Raw genomic sequence first — 16,459 nt, 5'->3', positions numbered from 1 at the left:
AGCCGGGCCGGGAAACCTGCCGGTTGCCGCAAGACGAACGGTCGTGGCGGGAGGACATGCCCCCGACCGTGCGGAATGTCTCGGCGTATTGCCGGGCGGCTCATAGGCGCCGCCCGCATCTGCGGCAAAACCTTGCCGCGTTCTGTTAACGGGAGGACATAACAGATGAAGTCTCTATTGCTTACAACCGTCGCCGCCATCACCATGACGGCTGCCGCCGCCTCGGCCCAGACCGTCGGCTTCTCGCAGATCGGCTCGGAATCGGGCTGGCGCGCAGCGGAAACCACGCTCACCAAGCAGCAGGCCGAAGAGCGCGGCATCGACCTGAAATTCTCCGATGCCCAGCAGAAGCAGGAAAACCAGATCGCCGCCATCCGCGCCTTCGTGGCCCAGGGCGTCGACGCCATCCTGCTCGCGCCGGTCGTCGCCACCGGCTGGGACAGCGCGCTGGAAGAAGCCAAGGATGCCGAGATTCCGGTCGTCCTGCTCGACCGCCAGGTCGACAGCTCCGACGATCTCTATCTGACGGCGGTCGGCTCCAACCTCGTGCATGAGGGCGAAGTGGCCGGCGGCTGGCTGGTCGACGAGGTCGGCGACAAGGATTGCCGCGTTGTCGAACTCCAGGGCACGACCGGCTCCTCGCCGGCGATCGACCGCGCCACCGGCTTCCGCAATGCGATCGATGGCCATTCCAACATCGAGATCGTCCGCAGCCAGACTGGCGACTTCACCCGTTCGCAGGGCAAGGAAGTCATGGAAAGCTTCCTGCAGGCCGAAAACGGCGGCGCCGACATCTGCGCGCTCTATGCGCACAACGATGATATGGCCGTGGGCGCCATCCAGGCGATCAAGGAAGCCGGCCTGAAGCCCGGTTCCGATATCCTGATCGTCGCGATCGACGCGGTTCCGGACTATTTCCAGGCCATGGCCGCCGGCGAGGCGAATGCCACCGTGGAGCTGACGCCGAACATGGCGGGCCCCGCCTTCGATGCTCTGGAAGCATACTGGGCCGACGGCACCATGCCGCCGAAATTCATCCAGACGGAATCGAAGCTCTACACCCAGGCAGACGATCCCGCGGGTGAGGCGGAGCGCCGCAAGAGCCTCGGCTACTAAGCCATCCTCCCGGGCGCGGTCGGGTCATCGGGGTCCCGGCCGCCTCGGCACGCCTGGAGCATATTTCGGTCGGGCGCCTCGCCCGCCGAAAATGCTTGCAAGACAAAAGGCGCCGCGCGATCGATCCAGGGTGCTCGAAAATGCTTCTGACAATTCAAAACCTCACCAAGAGCTTCGTCGGCATGAAGGCGCTCGACGATGTCGGCTTCGAGCTTGCCGCCGGCGAAGTGCACGCCCTGCTCGGCGAAAACGGCGCTGGCAAATCCACGCTGATCAAATGCCTGACCGGCGCCTATAGCCGCGACGAAGGCACGATCACGCTGGAGGGCCAGACCATTTCACCGCGCTCGACGCTGGAGGCGCAGGATCTCGGCATCGGCACGGTCTATCAGGAGGTGAACCTGCTTTCGAACCTCACGGTCGCGCAGAACCTCACCTTCGGCCGCGAACCACGCCGCTTCGGCATCATCGACGGCGGCGCGATGCGCCGCGAGGCCGAAGCGATGATCGCCGGCTACGGCCTCGACATCGACGTCAACCGCGATCTCGGCAGCTATTCGGTCGCCGTCCAGCAGATCGTCGCCATCGCCCGCGCGGTGGCGCTTTCCGGCAAGGTGCTGATCCTCGACGAGCCGACCGCCAGCCTCGACGCTCGCGAGGTCGAGATGTTGTTCGATGTCGTGCGCAAGCTGCGCGACGAGGGCCTCGGCATCATCTTCGTTTCCCACTTCCTCGATCAGGTCTTCGCGCTCACAGACCGCGTGACCGTGCTGCGCAATGGCTGCAAGATCACCACCGAGAAGACCGCCGAGCTCGACCGCGTGCGGCTGATTTCCCACATGCTCGGCCGCGAGCTGGACGAGAGCGAAGCCGACGCCCAGCGCCGCGGCACCGAAGGCCGGGTCGGCAGCGAGCCGCTGATCAAGGTCCGCGATTTCGGCAAGCGCAATTTCATCGAGCCCTTCGATCTCGACATCCATCGCGGCGAGGTGGTCGGGCTGGCCGGGCTGCTCGGTTCCGGCCGCACCGAAACCGCGGAGCTGATGTTCGGCGTTCGCAGCGCCCAGTCCGGCTCGATTTCCGATGACAACGGCAAGATTTCGATCGCCAATCCGCGCGATGCGATCGCGGCCGGCTTCGGCTTTGCGCCCGAGGACCGCAAGACCGACGGCATCATCGCCGATCTGTCGGTGCGCGAGAACATCGCGCTGGCGCTGCAGGCGCGGCGCGGCTGGGCGCGCCCGATCAGCCGCGCCGAGCAGGACCGGCTGGCCGCGGAATATATCGAAAAGCTCGATATCCGCACCTCCAGCGCGGAAAAGCCGATCGGCGAACTCTCCGGCGGCAATCAGCAGAAGGTCGTGCTTGCCCGCTGGCTGGCGATGAACCCGCGCTTCCTGATCCTCGATGAGCCGACGCGCGGCATCGATGTCGGAGCCCACGCGGAAATCCTGCACCTGATCCAGACCATTACCGAGGAGGGCATGGCGATCCTGATCATCTCATCCGAGCTTGACGAACTGATTGCGGTTTCCGACCGCGTCATCGTCGTGCGCGACCGCCGCCATGTGGCCGAACTGACAGGCGCGGAGATCGCCACCGACAACATCGTCAAGACGATCGCCTCCTCCAAGAAGACGGAGGCCGTGTGATGCCCGCCGGACTGAAACGCGTTATCCCGCAACTGATCACGCTCGCGGTTCTGGTGGCCCTCGTCAGCCTGTTCTTCCCGAGCTTCCTGCAGATCGAATATTCGTCCGGCCGCTTCGTCGGGCCGGTGATAGACGTTCTGAAGCGCGGCGCGCCGGTGGCGCTGCTCGCGATCGGCATGACGCTGGTGGTCGCCACCCGCGGCATCGACCTTTCTGTCGGCACGGTGATCGCGATTACCGGCGCGATGGCGGCCGCCACCATCGGCGCGGGCTACGGACTTGCCGCGGCGATCGCCATGGCCGTTATCGCCGGCCTCGCTGCTGGCCTCTTCAACGGCGTTCTGGTCGCCTTCATCGGCATCCAGCCGATCGTCGCCACGCTGATCCTGATGATCTCCGGACGCGGCATCGCCCAGTTGATCACCGAGGGGCGGATACTGACCTTCAACCTGCCGGGCTTTGCCTTTCTCGGCTCCGGTTCCTTGCTCGGCATTCCGGTGCCCGTGTGGATCTGGGTGCTGACGGCGGCGCTTGCGATCCTGCTGGTGCGGCGCACGGCGCTCGGACTTCTGATCGAGGCGATCGGCGTCAACCGGCGGGCAAGCGCGCTGGCCGGCATCAATGCCCGCGTCCTGCTGATCGCCGTCTACATGGCCTCCGGCTTCTGCGCGGCGCTTGCGGGCATCATCATCACCGCCGATATCCGCGGCGCGGACGCCAACAATGCCGGGCTCTGGCTGGAGCTTGACGCGGTACTCGCCACCGTCGTCGGCGGCAACTCGCTGATGGGCGGACGGTTCTCAATCTCGGCGGCGGTGATCGGCGCGATGATCATCCAGACCATCGACACCGGCATTCTGCTCGCCGGCTTCCCCTCGGAATATAATCTGGTGATCAAGGCTGTGCTGGTGATCTTCATCCTGGTCCTGCAATCGCCCAACATTACCGGCGACCTGAAATATCTGCGGCAGAAAATGCTTGCCCGCAAAACCGCACAGGAGGCGGGAGAATGAGAAATCCGCGCCTCTATCCGCTCTACGCCACGATCGCGATCTTCATCGTCGCCTATGCGATCTGCTACATCCAGTTCCCGTTCATGCTGTCGACCCGTGTGGCGGGCAATTTGCTCACCGACAACGCCTATCTCGGCATCGTCGCCGTCGGCATGACGGTGGTGATCCTGTCGGGCGGCATCGATCTTTCGGTCGGCTCGGTGATCGCGTTTTCGGGCGTGTTCATCTCGGTTCTGCTGCGCGATACCGGGCTGCATCCGCTCGTCGTGTTCGCGCTGCTTCTCGCCATTACCACGGCCTTCGGCGCGGCGATGGGCTGGCTGATCTACACGCTCGGCATGCCGGCCTTCATCGTCACGCTTGCCGGCATGTTCCTGGCGCGCGGCGTCGCCTATATGCTGACCATCGATTCCGTGCCGATCGACAATGAATTCTTCAACATGCTGCAGAAGACCTACTGGGTGATGCCCGGCAAGGGCCGGCTGACGCTGATCGGCATCGTCATGCTGCTGTCCTTTGTCGCCGGCCACCTGGTCGCGCACAAGACCCGCTTCGGCGCCAATGTGTTCGCGCTCGGCGGCGGCGAGCAGACGGCGCGGCTGATGGGTTCGCGGATCGGACGCACGACGGTCTCGATCTATGCCTTTTCCGGCTTCATGGCGGGACTTTCCGGCATCGTGTTCGCGATCTACACCGGCTCCGGCTATCCGCTGGCAACCGTCGGAACGGAGCTGACGGCGATTGCGACGGTGGTCATCGGCGGCACGCTGCTGACGGGCGGCGCCGGCTATGTGTTCGGCACGCTGTTCGGCGTGCTGACCATGGGCCTGATCCAGACCTACATCGTCTTCGACGGGACGTTGTCGAGCTGGTGGACCAAGATCGCCATCGGTATTCTTCTGCTCCTGTTCATCCTGCTGCAGAAAGGCTTGCTGCGCTTGACCACGGAGCGGGCAACAGCACAATGAAAACAACAGCACAGTCTCCGGCCTGCCGGGGACCCGCGAATAAGTGAATAGTTTAGGCGAGGCACCCATGTTCTCCATCGGTATCGATTACGGCACAAATTCGGTGCGCGCACTGGTCGTCGGCTGCGATGACGGGTTTGAATACGGCACCCATGTCTTCGATTATCCAAGCGGCGATCAAGGCGTAATGCTCGACGCAGATGATCCGCTGCTCGCCCGCCAGAACCCCGCCGATTACCTGCAGGGCCTGGAAGCGAGCATTCGCGGCGCACTGGAACAGGCGGCCCGGCATGAGAAATTCGACGCCTCGAAGGTGATCGGCATCGGCGTGGACACCACCGGCTCCAGCCCGCTTCCGGTCAACGCGCAAAACGGCGCGCTGGCGATGGACCCGGAATTTACCGACAATCTCAACGCCCATTGCTGGCTCTGGAAAGACCATACGAGCTGGCGCGAGGCCGAGAAGATCACCGCGCTCGGCAAGGCCGAACGGCCGCATTATCTCGCCATGGTCGGCGATACCTATTCATCGGAATGGTGGTGGTCGAAGATCTGGCACTGCCTGAATGTCGACCGCGCCGTCTTTGATGCGGCGGCCTCCTGGGTCGAGCTTGCCGACTGGATCCCCTCGGTGCTCGCCGGCGTCAAGGCGCCCGCCGATATCAAGCGCGGCGTCTGCGCGGCCGGCCACAAGGGGCTCTACAATCCCAAATGGGGTGGCCTGCCGGACAAGGAATTCCTGGGCATGCTCGATCCCGCGATCGCCGACCTGCGCGACCGGCTTTACGATACCGCGCAGGACATTTCGGTGCCCGCCGGCACGCTATGCGCCGAATGGGCCGAAAAGCTCGGCCTGCCGGAAGGCATCGCGATCGCCACCGGCGCCTTCGACAACCATCTCGGCTCCATCGGCTGCGGCATCGAGGAAGGCATGCTGGTCAAGGTCATCGGCACGTCCACCTGCGACTGCGCGATCGTCGACATGTCGAAATCGGACGCCATCCCCGGCCTTTGCGGCATTGTCGAAGGCTCGATCCTGCCGGGTTTCTACGGCATCGAGGCGGGGCAGTCCGCCGTCGGCGACATCTTCAAATGGTGGGTCGAACGGGTCTGCCAGGGCGGCCCGGCGCTGCATGAGGAGCTTTCCCGCGAGGCGGCGGGCATGAAGGCCGGCCAAAGCGGGCTTCTGGCGCTCGACTGGAACAATGGCAACCGCACCATTCTGGTCGACCAGCGCCTGACGGGTCTCATTCTTGGCCAGACGCTCTATTCGACCCGCGCCGAGATCTACCGCGCGCTGGTGGAGGCCACCGCCTTCGGCGCGCGCGCCATCGTCGAGCGCATGACCGATTACGGCGTGCCGATCGACAAGGTCGTCTGCGCCGGGGGCATCGCCGAGAAAAACCCGATGCTGATGCAGACCTATGCCGACGTCATGAACCGGACGATGCTTGTGACCCGTTCGGCGCAGACCTGCGCGCTGGGCGCGGCCGTGGCCGCCGCCTCCGTCGCCGGCGCCCATGAGGACATCAAGGCCACCACGCGTGCGATGACCGGGCTGAAGGATATCCGCTACGACCCGATCCCCGAAAACGTCGCGGTCTATGAGGAGCTCTACGGTCTCTACCTGACCCTGCATGACGGTTTCGGCGGGATTACCCGCGATTCCGACCTGTCGAAGATCATGAAGGATCTGATCGACATCCGCGACAGGGTTCGAAACGCATAACAGGGCGCGAAAGCGCCACACACTTGCTTCACGCGCGTCAGGACGGAAAACGGCAATCCATCGACGCGCTCACATTCCGGAGGATAAACATGATCGGCCTCAAACCACTGAAAATCTGGTTCGTCTGCGGCTCGCAGCATCTCTACGGCCCCGAAACGCTCGCCCAGGTCGACGCGCAATTCACCGAGATCGCGACCGCACTGTCGACGGATGGCAATCTGCCGCTCGAAATCGTGCCGCAGCCCGTAGTCAAGAGCCCGGCGGAGGCGACCGAACTGGCGGTCCGCGCCAATTCCGATCCGGAATGCGGCGGGCTGATCCTGTGGATGCACACATTCTCACCGTCGAAAATGTGGATCCGCGGGCTCAATTTGCTCAACAAGCCGTTCCTGCACTTCCATACCCAGTATGCCCGCGAACTGCCGTGGGACACGATCGACATGGACTACATGAACCTGAACCAGGCCGCCCATGGCGACCGCGAGGCGGGCTTCATCCACACCCGCATGCGGCTCGGCCGCAAGGTGGTCGCGGGCCACTGGAGCGACCCGGAAGTGCACGCCCGAATCGACGCCTGGATGCGCGCCGCGCGCGCCTGGGACGACTGGCAGGGCGGCCGGTTCTGCCGCTTCGGCGACAATATGCGCGAGGTTGCCGTCACCGAGGGGGACAAGGTCGCCGCCGAAATGAAGCTCGGCTTCTCGGTCAACGGCTATGGCATCATGGACCTTGTCGATGTCATGAACACGCTTTCCGACGGCGATGTCGCCGATCTCGCGGCAAGCTACGAGAATGAATACAATGTTGCCGATGTTCTGAAAAAGGGCGGCGATCGCCATGACAGCCTGCTGAACGCCGCGCGCCAGGAGCTCGGCCTGAAGACCTTCCTCGAGGCCGGCGGCTTCAAGGGCTTTACCGACACGTTCGAAGACCTGCACGGCATGGAGACGCTGCCGGGCATGGCGACCCAGCGGGTGATGGCGGCCGGCTATGGCTTTGCCGGCGAGGGCGACTGGAAGACCGTGGCGCTGGTGCGCGCGCTGAAGGTGATGGGCCACGGCATGAGCGGGGCGACCTCTTTCATGGAGGACTACACCTACCACATGGCGCCCGGCCACGAGCAGGTACTCGGCTCGCACATGCTGGAAATCTGCCCCTCGATCGCCGACGGCAAGCCGTCGATCGAAATCCATCCGCTCGGCATCGGCGGCAAGGCCGATCCGGTGCGCATGGTCTTCAACGCGAAGCTCGGCCCGGCGCTCAACGCCAGCCTGATGGACATGGGCAACCGCTTCCGTCTTCTGGTCAACGAGGTGACCTCGGTCGAGCACCCCGACCTGCCGAAACTGCCGGTGGCGCGCGCCGTTTGGGAATGCAAGCCGGACTTCAAGACCGCGCTTTCCGCCTGGATTCTGGCCGGCGGCGCCCACCACACCGCCTATTCCAACGATGTAACCACCGAAATGCTGGAGGATTTCGCCACCATGGCCGGCATCGAGCTTGCCGTCATCAATGACGACACCCGGATCGACCGGTTCAAGCAGGATCTCAGGAACAACGAGATCTACTGGCATCTCGGCCTCGGCATCAAGGCTTGAGGAGGCAGGCCATGTACAAGGAAATCCGGCGCGAGGCCTATGAAGCCAATATCGCCCTTCCGAAACAGGGGCTGATCAACCTCACCTTCGGCAATGCCAGCGCGGTCGACCGAGACAGGGCCGTGTTCGCGATCAAGCCGAGCGGGGTCGACTATGCCGATCTCGCGCCGGAAAACATGGTGATCGTCGATTTCGAGGGAAACATCGTGGAAGGCAATATGCGCCCCTCCTCCGATACGCCCACGCACCGCCGCCTGTTTCTGGCCTTCGAGGAGATCGGCGGCGTGGTCCACACCCACTCGACCCGCGCCACCGCCTTCGCCCAGGCCGGTCGCGCCATCCCCAATTTCGGCACCACCCATGCGGATTATTTCTATGGCGAGATACCGGTGACCCGGAAGATGACGCCGGAGGAGATCGCATCCGGCTATGAATGGGAGACCGGCAATGTCATCGTCGAGCGGTTCAGGGACCTCAATCCGCTCGATTTTCCGGCCGTGCTCGTCAACCGCCACGCGCCGTTCACCTGGGGCAAGACGGTCGCCAAGGCCGTCGAGGTTGCCGTGGCGGTGGAATGCATCGCCGATATGGCGCTGTCATCGCTGCAGCTTGAGCCTGGCCTGAAGCCGATCGAGCAGGAACTGCTCGACAAGCACTTCCTGCGCAAGCACGGCGCGACCGCCTATTACGGACAGCCGGAGTAGCCATAGCAAACCCGGCGCGGGCAGGTCTGACATGGGTTTCTTGCGCGGCGGGCCCGCTCTCTGTTAGCGTGAGTGCATATTCGCGGCGCGCCCGCGACCACGCCGTCTGGCCTCTGCAGGAGACGTCCCGACCATGAAATCACTGCGACGCCTCTTCACCCGCCCTGCCCCCGAAAACCGGGCGGAACCCGTGCGGCCGTTTCGCGGCGGCCTGCCGACGCCGGACGAGGGCTTTGCCGCGATCGGTGATATTCACGGCTGCGCCGACGCGCTCGCCGCGCTGTGGGACAAGATCGCCGCCGCCGCGCCCGGTATGAAGATCGTCCATGTCGGCGACTATATCGACCGCGGCGAGAATTCCGCCGGCGTGTTGAGGATGCTCCACGAGCGCCAGAACCGCGACGGCGATATCCTCTGTCTCAGGGGCAATCACGAGGAAATGCTCCTCGACTTCCTGAATGCGCCAGAGGAAAAGGGGGAACGGTGGCTCCGCAATGGCGGGCTGCAGACGCTTCAGAGCTTCAGGGAAATTTCCCTCGGCAACGCGCTGGCGGACCGCAATTTTCCCGTGGTTCGCAACGCCCTGCTCCAGCAGCTCGGCGACATGGCCGGCTTTCTGGAGGCAATGCCCCGGCTCTGGAAAAGCGGCAATGTCGCCGTGGTGCACGCCGGCGCAGACCCCCGCAAGCCGCTGGAGCACCAGCGCCCGGCCAACCTGACCTGGGGGCATCCGGCGTTCGGGCAACTGCCGCGCGAGGACGGCACATGGATCGTCCACGGCCACACCGTGGTCGACAGGCCTGTCATGGCGAACGGGGTGATCTCGATCGATACCGGCGCCTATGCCAAGGGCCGGCTGACCGCCGCGATCATCCGACCGGGGCGCGAGGTCGAGTTCTTGCAGGCGGCCGCGCAGCGCCAAGGTTGAGCCCGATGCGCTAAAACTGCTTGGTCACGAACAGCGAGACCGTGCTCTTGTTGTAATCATAGAGCTCGACATTCGAAAAATTCTGCGAATAGGCGTATTCCAATCGGGGCGCGAAGCCCTTCATCGCCAGCGTGCGGAACGTCGCGCCGACCTCGACGTCAATGCGCCGGTCAAGACGCGACTCGGTCATCAGCGGAAAATCGCCGACATAATCCCTGAGCGTGCCCGAGACCGCGATATCGGTGAGGATGCCGCCCGACCATTCGCGCGCATATTTGGCATTCAGATTATAGCCATCATAGGAATTGATGTCGTTTTCGGCATGGACATAGTTGTAGCCGCCGCCGACGCGGATGCTGCTCGCCGCCGTCAGCGCGTAGCGGTGATTGAGGCTGAAACCGACCTGATAGCCGTCAAAGGCATCGACCTCATCATAATCCAGCCACTGATAGGAAAAATTGGCCGAGGTGACGCCGAAGGCGCCGAAAGACCGGCGCACGGAAAACACCGGGCCATAGCCTGTGCGATAAGGCTCATTGCCCAGGAGCACCCGCTCTGCCGCGATGCCGCCGCTGAAGATCCAGGGATCCATGCGCCAGGAAAGCTGCGAGAAGCCGCCAAACTGGGTCTGGTTATAGACGGTTTCCTTATAGGCGAGGCCGGTGACCGAGCCGCCGAAGGTGAGCGAGAGATCGTCGACAAGTTCGAACGTATAGGTGCCGTTCACGCCATAGTTCAGCCCGACGCCACTTTCGGCCTTTTCGCCGGGCACAAGCGGAATGCCGCCGATATGAACGAGGTCCTCGTCGGTTGAATTGGAGATGTTGGTGCTGGGGGCGATCGCCACATAGCCGCCGAGCGTCCATGGCCGATCGAGGTTCACGCGGTCGATGAAATCCTCGTAGAAGGAGCGCAGCGATTCGCTCGGCGCATTGTCGGCGAGGATCGAGAAATGGTAGATCGCGGCCTTCTTCTCGCCCATTAGCGAGAGCGTATGGGCAAGCTCCTGACGCACCCGCGACAGGTTCGGCTTTTCCGCGAGAATTGCGCGCATGATCCCCGCCGCCTGTTTCAGCTTCCCCTGGCGCTTCAGGATCAGCGCATAGGTGAATTTCTGCGACAGGGCGGACATTTCCGGATCCCGGGTCAGATGCGCCGAGAGCGCCATCGCCTGGTCATACTGACCCGATTCGATCAGCCTCTTGATTTCGGGAAACGGGTTGTCCGCCAGCGCCGCCTTCCCGCCAAAGCCGACGATGAACGCCATGAGGGCCGGAGCCGCCATGCGTTTCAGACGGAGAATGAGACGTGCGAACTGCATCCGATGACCGCGAACTCTGTACCACTGCGTTTCGCGACCGCATGGCTTTGCCCGAGGTCTGCGAAAAGGCTTGAATTACATGCTTAGAACGGATCCGCGCCTTTGCGAAAGGTATCACCGCTCGATTGCCCGGAATATCTGCCGATCATGATCACGGGCCTTGCCCGGCCCGTGATCGTCCCGGCGACGGTCAGTTCCGGTCGGCGACGAAGGCGCCGACGGCGCCTGCCCCATCCAGCGACCCCTGGCCGTTCAGCATATAGGTCCCCGCCATGCCGGCAGCGCCGGCTCCGTAGAAGCCGCCCTCGACGGCGGAAGCCCCCTGGTTGATGACGCCGTAGTCATTACCGATCGCGATCGAATTGGCGTTCGAGTTGAACTCGGCCCCGGAAATGGTGGCATCGAAGGTGATATCGCCAAGATCGCTTTGCATGGCGCCGGCAAGCTGACCGGTGCCGAAATCGACATTGGCCTGGAAACCGCCCTCGATATAATCGAGATACTGGCCGGGGATCGTCGCTCCGCCCAGATGGCTGCCGGTATAGGTGGCAAAGCCCGTGAGCGGCATGTCGGATTCGGCCGTCATGTCGTTGCTTGAGCGGAGCGCCATCAGGGTTAGCTCTTCGTCATCCCCACCAACGTCGATCAGGGCCACCACCGGGCCATCCTTGACGTTCGGATTGTCGAAATAGCCGAGCTGCAGATAGGCATCGGCGTCGTCGGTCGTGTAGCCGCCCGCGCCATCGTAATAGAATGTTGTGGTTTCCCCGGCATAGGGACCCTCGTTGATCTGAACGGTCACGCTGTCATCATCGTTGACACGAATACCGGCCTCCGCCGTCCCCGACCCGTCGATCCGGCCCGTGTCCCAGTTCACGTCCCCGTAATAACCAAGCGCGTTGGTTGCGATGCCATCATTGCCATTGTTGCCGCAGCCAGCCGCGAGCGCGGCCGCGCCCAGCACGACACATGTCAGATATCTCATTGTCCCTCTCCAGTCACTCGTCAGATTAACAAGTAGTTAACTTTCTCAATCTCCGCTTGCAATGTCAACCAGAGGTAAAAGAAATTATAACCTGCAACTCAGGCAAGACGAATCGAGAAGAGATCAGCGATTGTTCCGTTCCGGCAACCCATGTAAGAGAGCGGTACGTCATACCGGACAGGGCCGAGAGGAGACCATAATTCAATGACCACCCAAACCCAGTTGCCGCTTTTCTACAGGAAGCCGCAGGTGCTGCGCTTCGAGGACCACAAGGCGATGGGGCTTGTCGGCAGCCAGGATTTTTCCTTCACGGCCGAGGCCACGGCAATCCCGCTTTCGGTCAGCGAATTCATGCCCTCGATCCGGCATTATCCGATCGTGTTCGTCGGCGGAAAAGAGCCCTCTCCGGTGGCGATCGTCGGGCTGAAGCAGGGCCGCAATCTGATGCTCGAGGAAGACGGCGCCTGGGCGGCGCGCACCTACATTCCGGCCTATATCCGCCGCTACCCCTTCATTCTGGTGCAGTCGCCGGACCAGGACACCCGCTACCTCGCCTATGACAGCGAGAGCGGCCGGATCAAGCCGCTTGCCGATGCGCCGGATGCCGCGCCGATCTTCAACGAGGACGGCACCGCCAGCAAGGCGGTCGAGCCTATGCTGCATCTGTGCGAGGCCTATCACCAGCACCGCGCGCAGGACACCGCCTTCCTGAAGGCGATTTCCGAGGCGGATATTCTGGTCGCCCGCCATGTCGACATGGATTTCCCGGACAAGTCGCGCTACCGCCTCGACGGTTTCAGCGTCATCGATATCGAGCGTTACCGCGCGCTGCCGGCAAGGACGCTGAAACAGTGGACGGAAAAGGGCTGGACGGACGCGATCGCGCTCCACCTCGCCTCCGCCCAGAACTGGGGCCTGTTGATGGAACGCAACCAGCGCTTCGTCAAAAGCGCCTGAACGGCCAACCGGCGGCTGGCCGCCGGTCAGGGCATATATTGCCCGCCATTGATGTCGATGATCTGGCCGGTGATAAAGCCGGCCATGGTCGGCGAGGCCAGGAACACGAAGCTCCAGGCGCAATCCTCCGCCGTGCCGAGCCGCCCGAGCGGGATCGCGTTCAGCGCCGCGTTCATGGCTGCGTGCGGCGTCTCGTCGTGAAACGGCGTCTCGATGACGCCGGGCGCCAGGGCATTGACGCGAATGCCGTCGCCAGCGAGTTCCTTGGCGAGACTGCGCGTCAGTGAATGGACGGCCGCCTTGGCCGCGGCATAAACACCCGATCCCTTGTTGCCGCCATGACGCCCGGCGATGGAGCCGAGATTGATGATCGAGGCGCGATCGCTTTCCCTGAGCAAGGGTGCGGCGTGGCGCACCATTCTGAGGATCGAGCGGGTGTTGAGATCGAAGACCTGCTCATAGATCGCCTCGTCGAAATCGGAGACCGCGACCCGGCCGATCGCGCCGGCATTGTTGACAAGGCAATCGAGCCCGCCCATCAGCTCCGCCGCTTCCTTCACGATCCGCTCGGTATCCGGCGCGCGCGAGACATCGCCGCCGACCACATGGGCCTTGCCGCCCGCCGCCCTCAGCTCCGCCGCCAGCGTTTCGGCCGCTTCCCTGCCGCTGTAATAATGCAGGCACACCTCGGCCCCGGAACGAGAAAACGCGGCCGCGGCCGCAGCGCCAATGCCGGAACTTGCGCCCGTTACCAGAACCTTCATTCCAACGAGATCGTCGACGGGTATCATGGGGCCAACCTTTCAATCGAGAATGCGAATTTTATAGACCGAAAGCCTCTTGCAAGGCCACCGGTGATTTTGCTCGAGAGCTGCCACTCAAATGCAAAAACCCGGCCGAAGCCGGGTTTTGGCGTCAATCAGAGCTTGATCAGTTGCAGGTGCTGATCTTGTTCAGCGCCGCGGTGATGCCGATCAGGGAATAGGTGTGGGACGTCTTGGTGCCGCGGGCGGAGGTGGCGTCCACCTCCATGGTGCGGCCGGCCTTCATGGCGGCCACCAGCGTCGGCTCCTGCGCGGCGTTTTCAAGCCAGCCGCCCTTGCCCTTGTGATACATCGGGAAGCTCTTGCCATCGACCACTACGTCGATAGTCGAGCCTTCCTTGAGGGTGAAGCCCATCATCGCCTGCGGCTCAAGCGAAACGTTCTGGCCCGGATATTTGGTCACCACGAAGAAGTTGTCGCCGTGATCGACATTCGCCGGATCCTTCTTGGCCGGCACCGAAAGGGCGTAACACACCTTGCCGGCATCCGACTGGTAGGAATAGGCGACCCATGCGTCGAATTTCTGGATGGGCGTCGGCGTCTGCGCGGAAGCGATCGAGGCGCCGGTGAATAGAAGTACCAGTACGAGGACGATTCTTTTTGCAAACATGTGATCCTGCCGATTTTCTCTGCTTTGGGCCGGTCGCGGCACCATAAAGATGCGCGCCCCGCGACTTTGAGACTTGTCCAAATACATACGCAAGCGAGGTTACCAAAATCTCAACACCGAAACGGTTTCCGACCTGGTCTCGCGCATGTGCGTCCTGACGATTATGCCACGACAAATGCCGCCAATCACGGCAAGATTGCGGCAGAGGGCGGATCGAATTCCAATCAGTGCTTGCGGATCGATGTCAGCGCCGAATCCGCGCGATCATAGTGCTCATCCTCGATGTTCCTGCGGATCATGGTCAGGGCCGTGGTCAGCACCGCCAGATCGTCGGTAAAGCCGACGAACAGGAAGATATCCGGAATGAGATCGGCGGGCATGATGAAATAGGCAAGCGCCGCGTAAAGCACCACCCGCGCGCCGAGTGGCGTGTTGCGGTCGGTGGCGCAGTAATAGGCAGCGACGGCATCGCGGGCGAAGGGGATGCGCGCCGCCGTGCGGGTCAGCTTGCGCCAGAAACCCTCGCGCACGATCCGCTCGTTTTCGGCCTGCGTCTCCTCGTCGCCCGGCTCAAGAATGTCGCCATATTTGATATCGCTCATGACAAACTCCGTGTTACCGGCGATATAGGGCGTGCGCGCTCAAATGCCATAGCGCCGGGCCGCCGCATCCATGATCTTCGACATTTCGATGTCGAGGGCGGAAACGCCGCCGGAGGAATGGGTGGTCAGCGACACGCCGACCCTGTTATAGACATTGCTCCAGGAGGGATGATGATCCATCCGCTCGGCGGCAAGGGCGCATTCGCTCATGAAGGCGAAGGCCTCGCGGAAATCGGCGAACTTGAAATCGCGGGTGATCGCGGTCTCGTCTTCGGCAAGCGCCCAGCCCTTGCGCGCGTCGAGCGCTGTGCTCAGCTCTTCCGGTTCCAGTCGGGTGTCATCCATGGCATCCTCCATTTCGAGAATATCGTTCATGAAATTGCGCAAACATCATGGCACAACCGCATAAACACGCCGTTCTGTTCGTCTGCAGCGGCAATATCTGTCGCTCGCCGCTGGCCGAGGGCCTGTTTGCCCAGCTTGCAAGAGACGCCGGGCGGCTTGACGAATTCAGGCTGGATTCCGCCGGCATCGGCAGTTGGCATCAGGGTGAACTACCCGATCCGCGCTCACGGGCGACGGCGATCCGCCATGGCTTCGATATCGCAAATCAGCGCGCCCGCCAGATCACCCGGCAGGATTTCAGCCGGTTCTCGCTGATCCTCGGCATGGATTTCAACAATGTCACGGCGCTGAACCGACTCGCCGGCCCCGCTCCGGATGCGACCGTGGCCCTCTTCAGCGAATACACGCTCGGCCGGCGCGAAGAGATCCCCGACCCCTATTATGACGCGGAAGACGGCTTCGAGACCGTCTACCACATGCTGTTGGCGGGCTGCCAGTCGCTGTTGTCGAAGCTGTAGGCATCCTGCGGATCGTAAAGATCGAACGCCTCCTCGACCTTGTAGGGCCCGCCGCCGACGGAATCGCGCGACGACATCAGCACGAAGCGCCCGACCGTGAACGGCAGCGTCTGGAAATTGCCGCGCGCGGCCAGGTAATCGACGACATCGGAAACCTTGGCGCCGCGCAGCCGCGCCAGCGTGACATGCGGCATGAACTTGCGCGGATCGGCCTTCAGCCCGAGCCTCTGACAGATGCGGTCGATATCGGCCTGCAGCGCGACGAGCTCTGGCGAGGGCGACACGCCGGCCCAGATCGAATGCGGCTTCTTGGAGCCGAAATGGCCGGTTCCGGCGAGGCTGAGGCGAAAGGACGGACGCTCGATCCGGTCAAGCCAGTGAACGACCTCGTCTGCGGTGCGGAAGTCGACATCGCCGATGAACCGCAAGGTGATGTGGTAGTTCTCCACATCGATCCAGCGGGCCCCGGGCAGGCCGCCGCGCAACAGCGAAAGACTTAACGCCTGTTCGCGCGGGATTTCGAGGGCGGTGAAAATTCTCGGCATGGCGAGCTCCCCGAATCTGCTAGTCGTACCCTCAGCGAATCACT

17 protein-coding genes are annotated in these 16,459 nt (G+C 63.0%); 10 read left to right on the top strand and 7 right to left on the bottom strand.

Features of this window, described 5'->3' with window-relative positions:
* The first annotated feature begins 165 nt into the window (after positions 1–165).
* The 8 genes from ytfQ (at position 166) to V6765_RS16695 (ending at position 9,708) form a co-directional block, all read left to right on the top strand.
* A complete protein-coding gene (gene ytfQ, locus V6765_RS16730) occupies positions 166–1,116 on the top strand; it encodes a galactofuranose ABC transporter, galactofuranose-binding protein YtfQ (protein ID WP_448430770.1) in 951 nt (316 codons plus the stop codon).
* 140 nt (positions 1,117–1,256) lie between these two features.
* Positions 1,257–2,768, top strand: coding sequence for a sugar ABC transporter ATP-binding protein (locus V6765_RS16725; RefSeq protein ID WP_448430768.1), 1,512 nt, complete (start codon positions 1,257–1,259; stop codon positions 2,766–2,768).
* Positions 2,768–3,781 (top strand): ABC transporter permease, encoded by a 1,014-nt coding sequence (locus tag V6765_RS16720; protein ID WP_448430766.1) that lies wholly within the window; start codon positions 2,768–2,770, stop codon positions 3,779–3,781. The genes V6765_RS16725 and V6765_RS16720 overlap by 1 nt, the downstream gene beginning before the upstream one ends.
* On the top strand, positions 3,778–4,749 hold the full coding sequence (gene yjfF, locus V6765_RS16715; protein ID WP_448430764.1) for a galactofuranose ABC transporter, permease protein YjfF: 972 nt from the start codon (positions 3,778–3,780) through the stop codon (positions 4,747–4,749). The genes V6765_RS16720 and yjfF overlap by 4 nt, the downstream gene beginning before the upstream one ends.
* 67 nt (positions 4,750–4,816) lie before the next feature.
* On the top strand, positions 4,817–6,478 hold the full coding sequence (locus tag V6765_RS16710; RefSeq protein ID WP_448430762.1) for a ribulokinase: 1,662 nt from the start codon (positions 4,817–4,819) through the stop codon (positions 6,476–6,478).
* An 89-nt stretch (positions 6,479–6,567) separates the two neighbouring features.
* Positions 6,568–8,076, top strand: coding sequence for an L-arabinose isomerase (araA, locus tag V6765_RS16705; protein ID WP_448430760.1), 1,509 nt, complete (start codon positions 6,568–6,570; stop codon positions 8,074–8,076).
* An 11-nt stretch (positions 8,077–8,087) separates the two neighbouring features.
* A complete protein-coding gene (gene araD / locus V6765_RS16700) occupies positions 8,088–8,780 on the top strand; it encodes an L-ribulose-5-phosphate 4-epimerase AraD (protein ID WP_448430758.1) in 693 nt (230 codons plus the stop codon).
* A 133-nt stretch (positions 8,781–8,913) separates the two neighbouring features.
* The gene (locus V6765_RS16695) at positions 8,914–9,708 is read left to right on the top strand and encodes a metallophosphoesterase family protein (RefSeq protein WP_448430756.1); all 795 of its coding nucleotides are present in this window, start codon (positions 8,914–8,916) and stop codon (positions 9,706–9,708) included.
* Positions 9,709–9,718: 10 nt separating this feature from the next.
* Here V6765_RS16695 and V6765_RS16690 read toward each other — a convergent pair whose 3' ends face one another.
* Both V6765_RS16690 and V6765_RS16685 read right to left on the bottom strand, forming a co-directional pair.
* Entirely contained in the window at positions 9,719–11,029 is a 1,311-nt protein-coding gene (locus V6765_RS16690) for a surface lipoprotein assembly modifier (protein WP_448430754.1), read from the bottom strand.
* Positions 11,030–11,219: 190 nt separating this feature from the next.
* On the bottom strand, positions 11,220–12,014 hold the full coding sequence (locus V6765_RS16685) for a transferrin-binding protein-like solute binding protein (protein ID WP_448430752.1): 795 nt from the start codon (positions 12,012–12,014) through the stop codon (positions 11,220–11,222).
* Between the two features lie 204 nt (positions 12,015–12,218).
* On the opposite strand from V6765_RS16685, the gene V6765_RS16680 reads away from it, so the two are divergent.
* On the top strand, positions 12,219–12,971 hold the full coding sequence (locus V6765_RS16680; protein ID WP_448430750.1) for a SapC family protein: 753 nt from the start codon (positions 12,219–12,221) through the stop codon (positions 12,969–12,971).
* A gap of 26 nt (positions 12,972–12,997) precedes the next feature.
* Here V6765_RS16680 and V6765_RS16675 read toward each other — a convergent pair whose 3' ends face one another.
* From V6765_RS16675 to V6765_RS16660, 4 genes are all read right to left on the bottom strand, one after another.
* Entirely contained in the window at positions 12,998–13,762 is a 765-nt protein-coding gene (locus tag V6765_RS16675; RefSeq protein WP_448430748.1) for an SDR family NAD(P)-dependent oxidoreductase, read from the bottom strand.
* 139 nt (positions 13,763–13,901) lie between these two features.
* Positions 13,902–14,405 carry an invasion associated locus B family protein gene (locus V6765_RS16670; RefSeq protein ID WP_448430746.1) on the bottom strand — a complete coding sequence of 168 codons (504 nt, stop codon included), beginning with the start codon at positions 14,403–14,405 and terminating at the stop codon, positions 13,902–13,904.
* A gap of 224 nt (positions 14,406–14,629) precedes the next feature.
* Positions 14,630–15,007 carry a YkvA family protein gene (locus V6765_RS16665; protein WP_448430744.1) on the bottom strand — a complete coding sequence of 126 codons (378 nt, stop codon included), beginning with the start codon at positions 15,005–15,007 and terminating at the stop codon, positions 14,630–14,632.
* 39 nt (positions 15,008–15,046) lie between these two features.
* Positions 15,047–15,382: a 4a-hydroxytetrahydrobiopterin dehydratase gene (locus V6765_RS16660; protein WP_448430742.1), complete on the bottom strand. Its 336-nt coding sequence runs from the start codon at positions 15,380–15,382 to the stop codon at positions 15,047–15,049.
* Positions 15,383–15,399: 17 nt separating this feature from the next.
* Here V6765_RS16660 and V6765_RS16655 point away from each other — a divergent pair, with 17 nt between their 5' ends.
* A complete protein-coding gene (locus V6765_RS16655; RefSeq protein WP_448430740.1) occupies positions 15,400–15,870 on the top strand; it encodes a low molecular weight protein-tyrosine-phosphatase in 471 nt (156 codons plus the stop codon).
* On the opposite strand, the gene thpR is transcribed toward V6765_RS16655, so the two are convergent.
* The gene (thpR, locus tag V6765_RS16650; protein WP_018064776.1) at positions 15,822–16,415 is read right to left on the bottom strand and encodes an RNA 2',3'-cyclic phosphodiesterase; all 594 of its coding nucleotides are present in this window, start codon (positions 16,413–16,415) and stop codon (positions 15,822–15,824) included. The genes V6765_RS16655 and thpR overlap by 49 nt on opposite strands.
* Between the last annotated feature and the right edge of the window lie 44 nt (positions 16,416–16,459).

It is taken from the genome of Martelella sp. FOR1707, from assembly GCF_053484265.1.
Note: the sequence above shows the minus strand (reverse complement) of the source record. Positions and strands in the feature narration are given on the sequence as shown.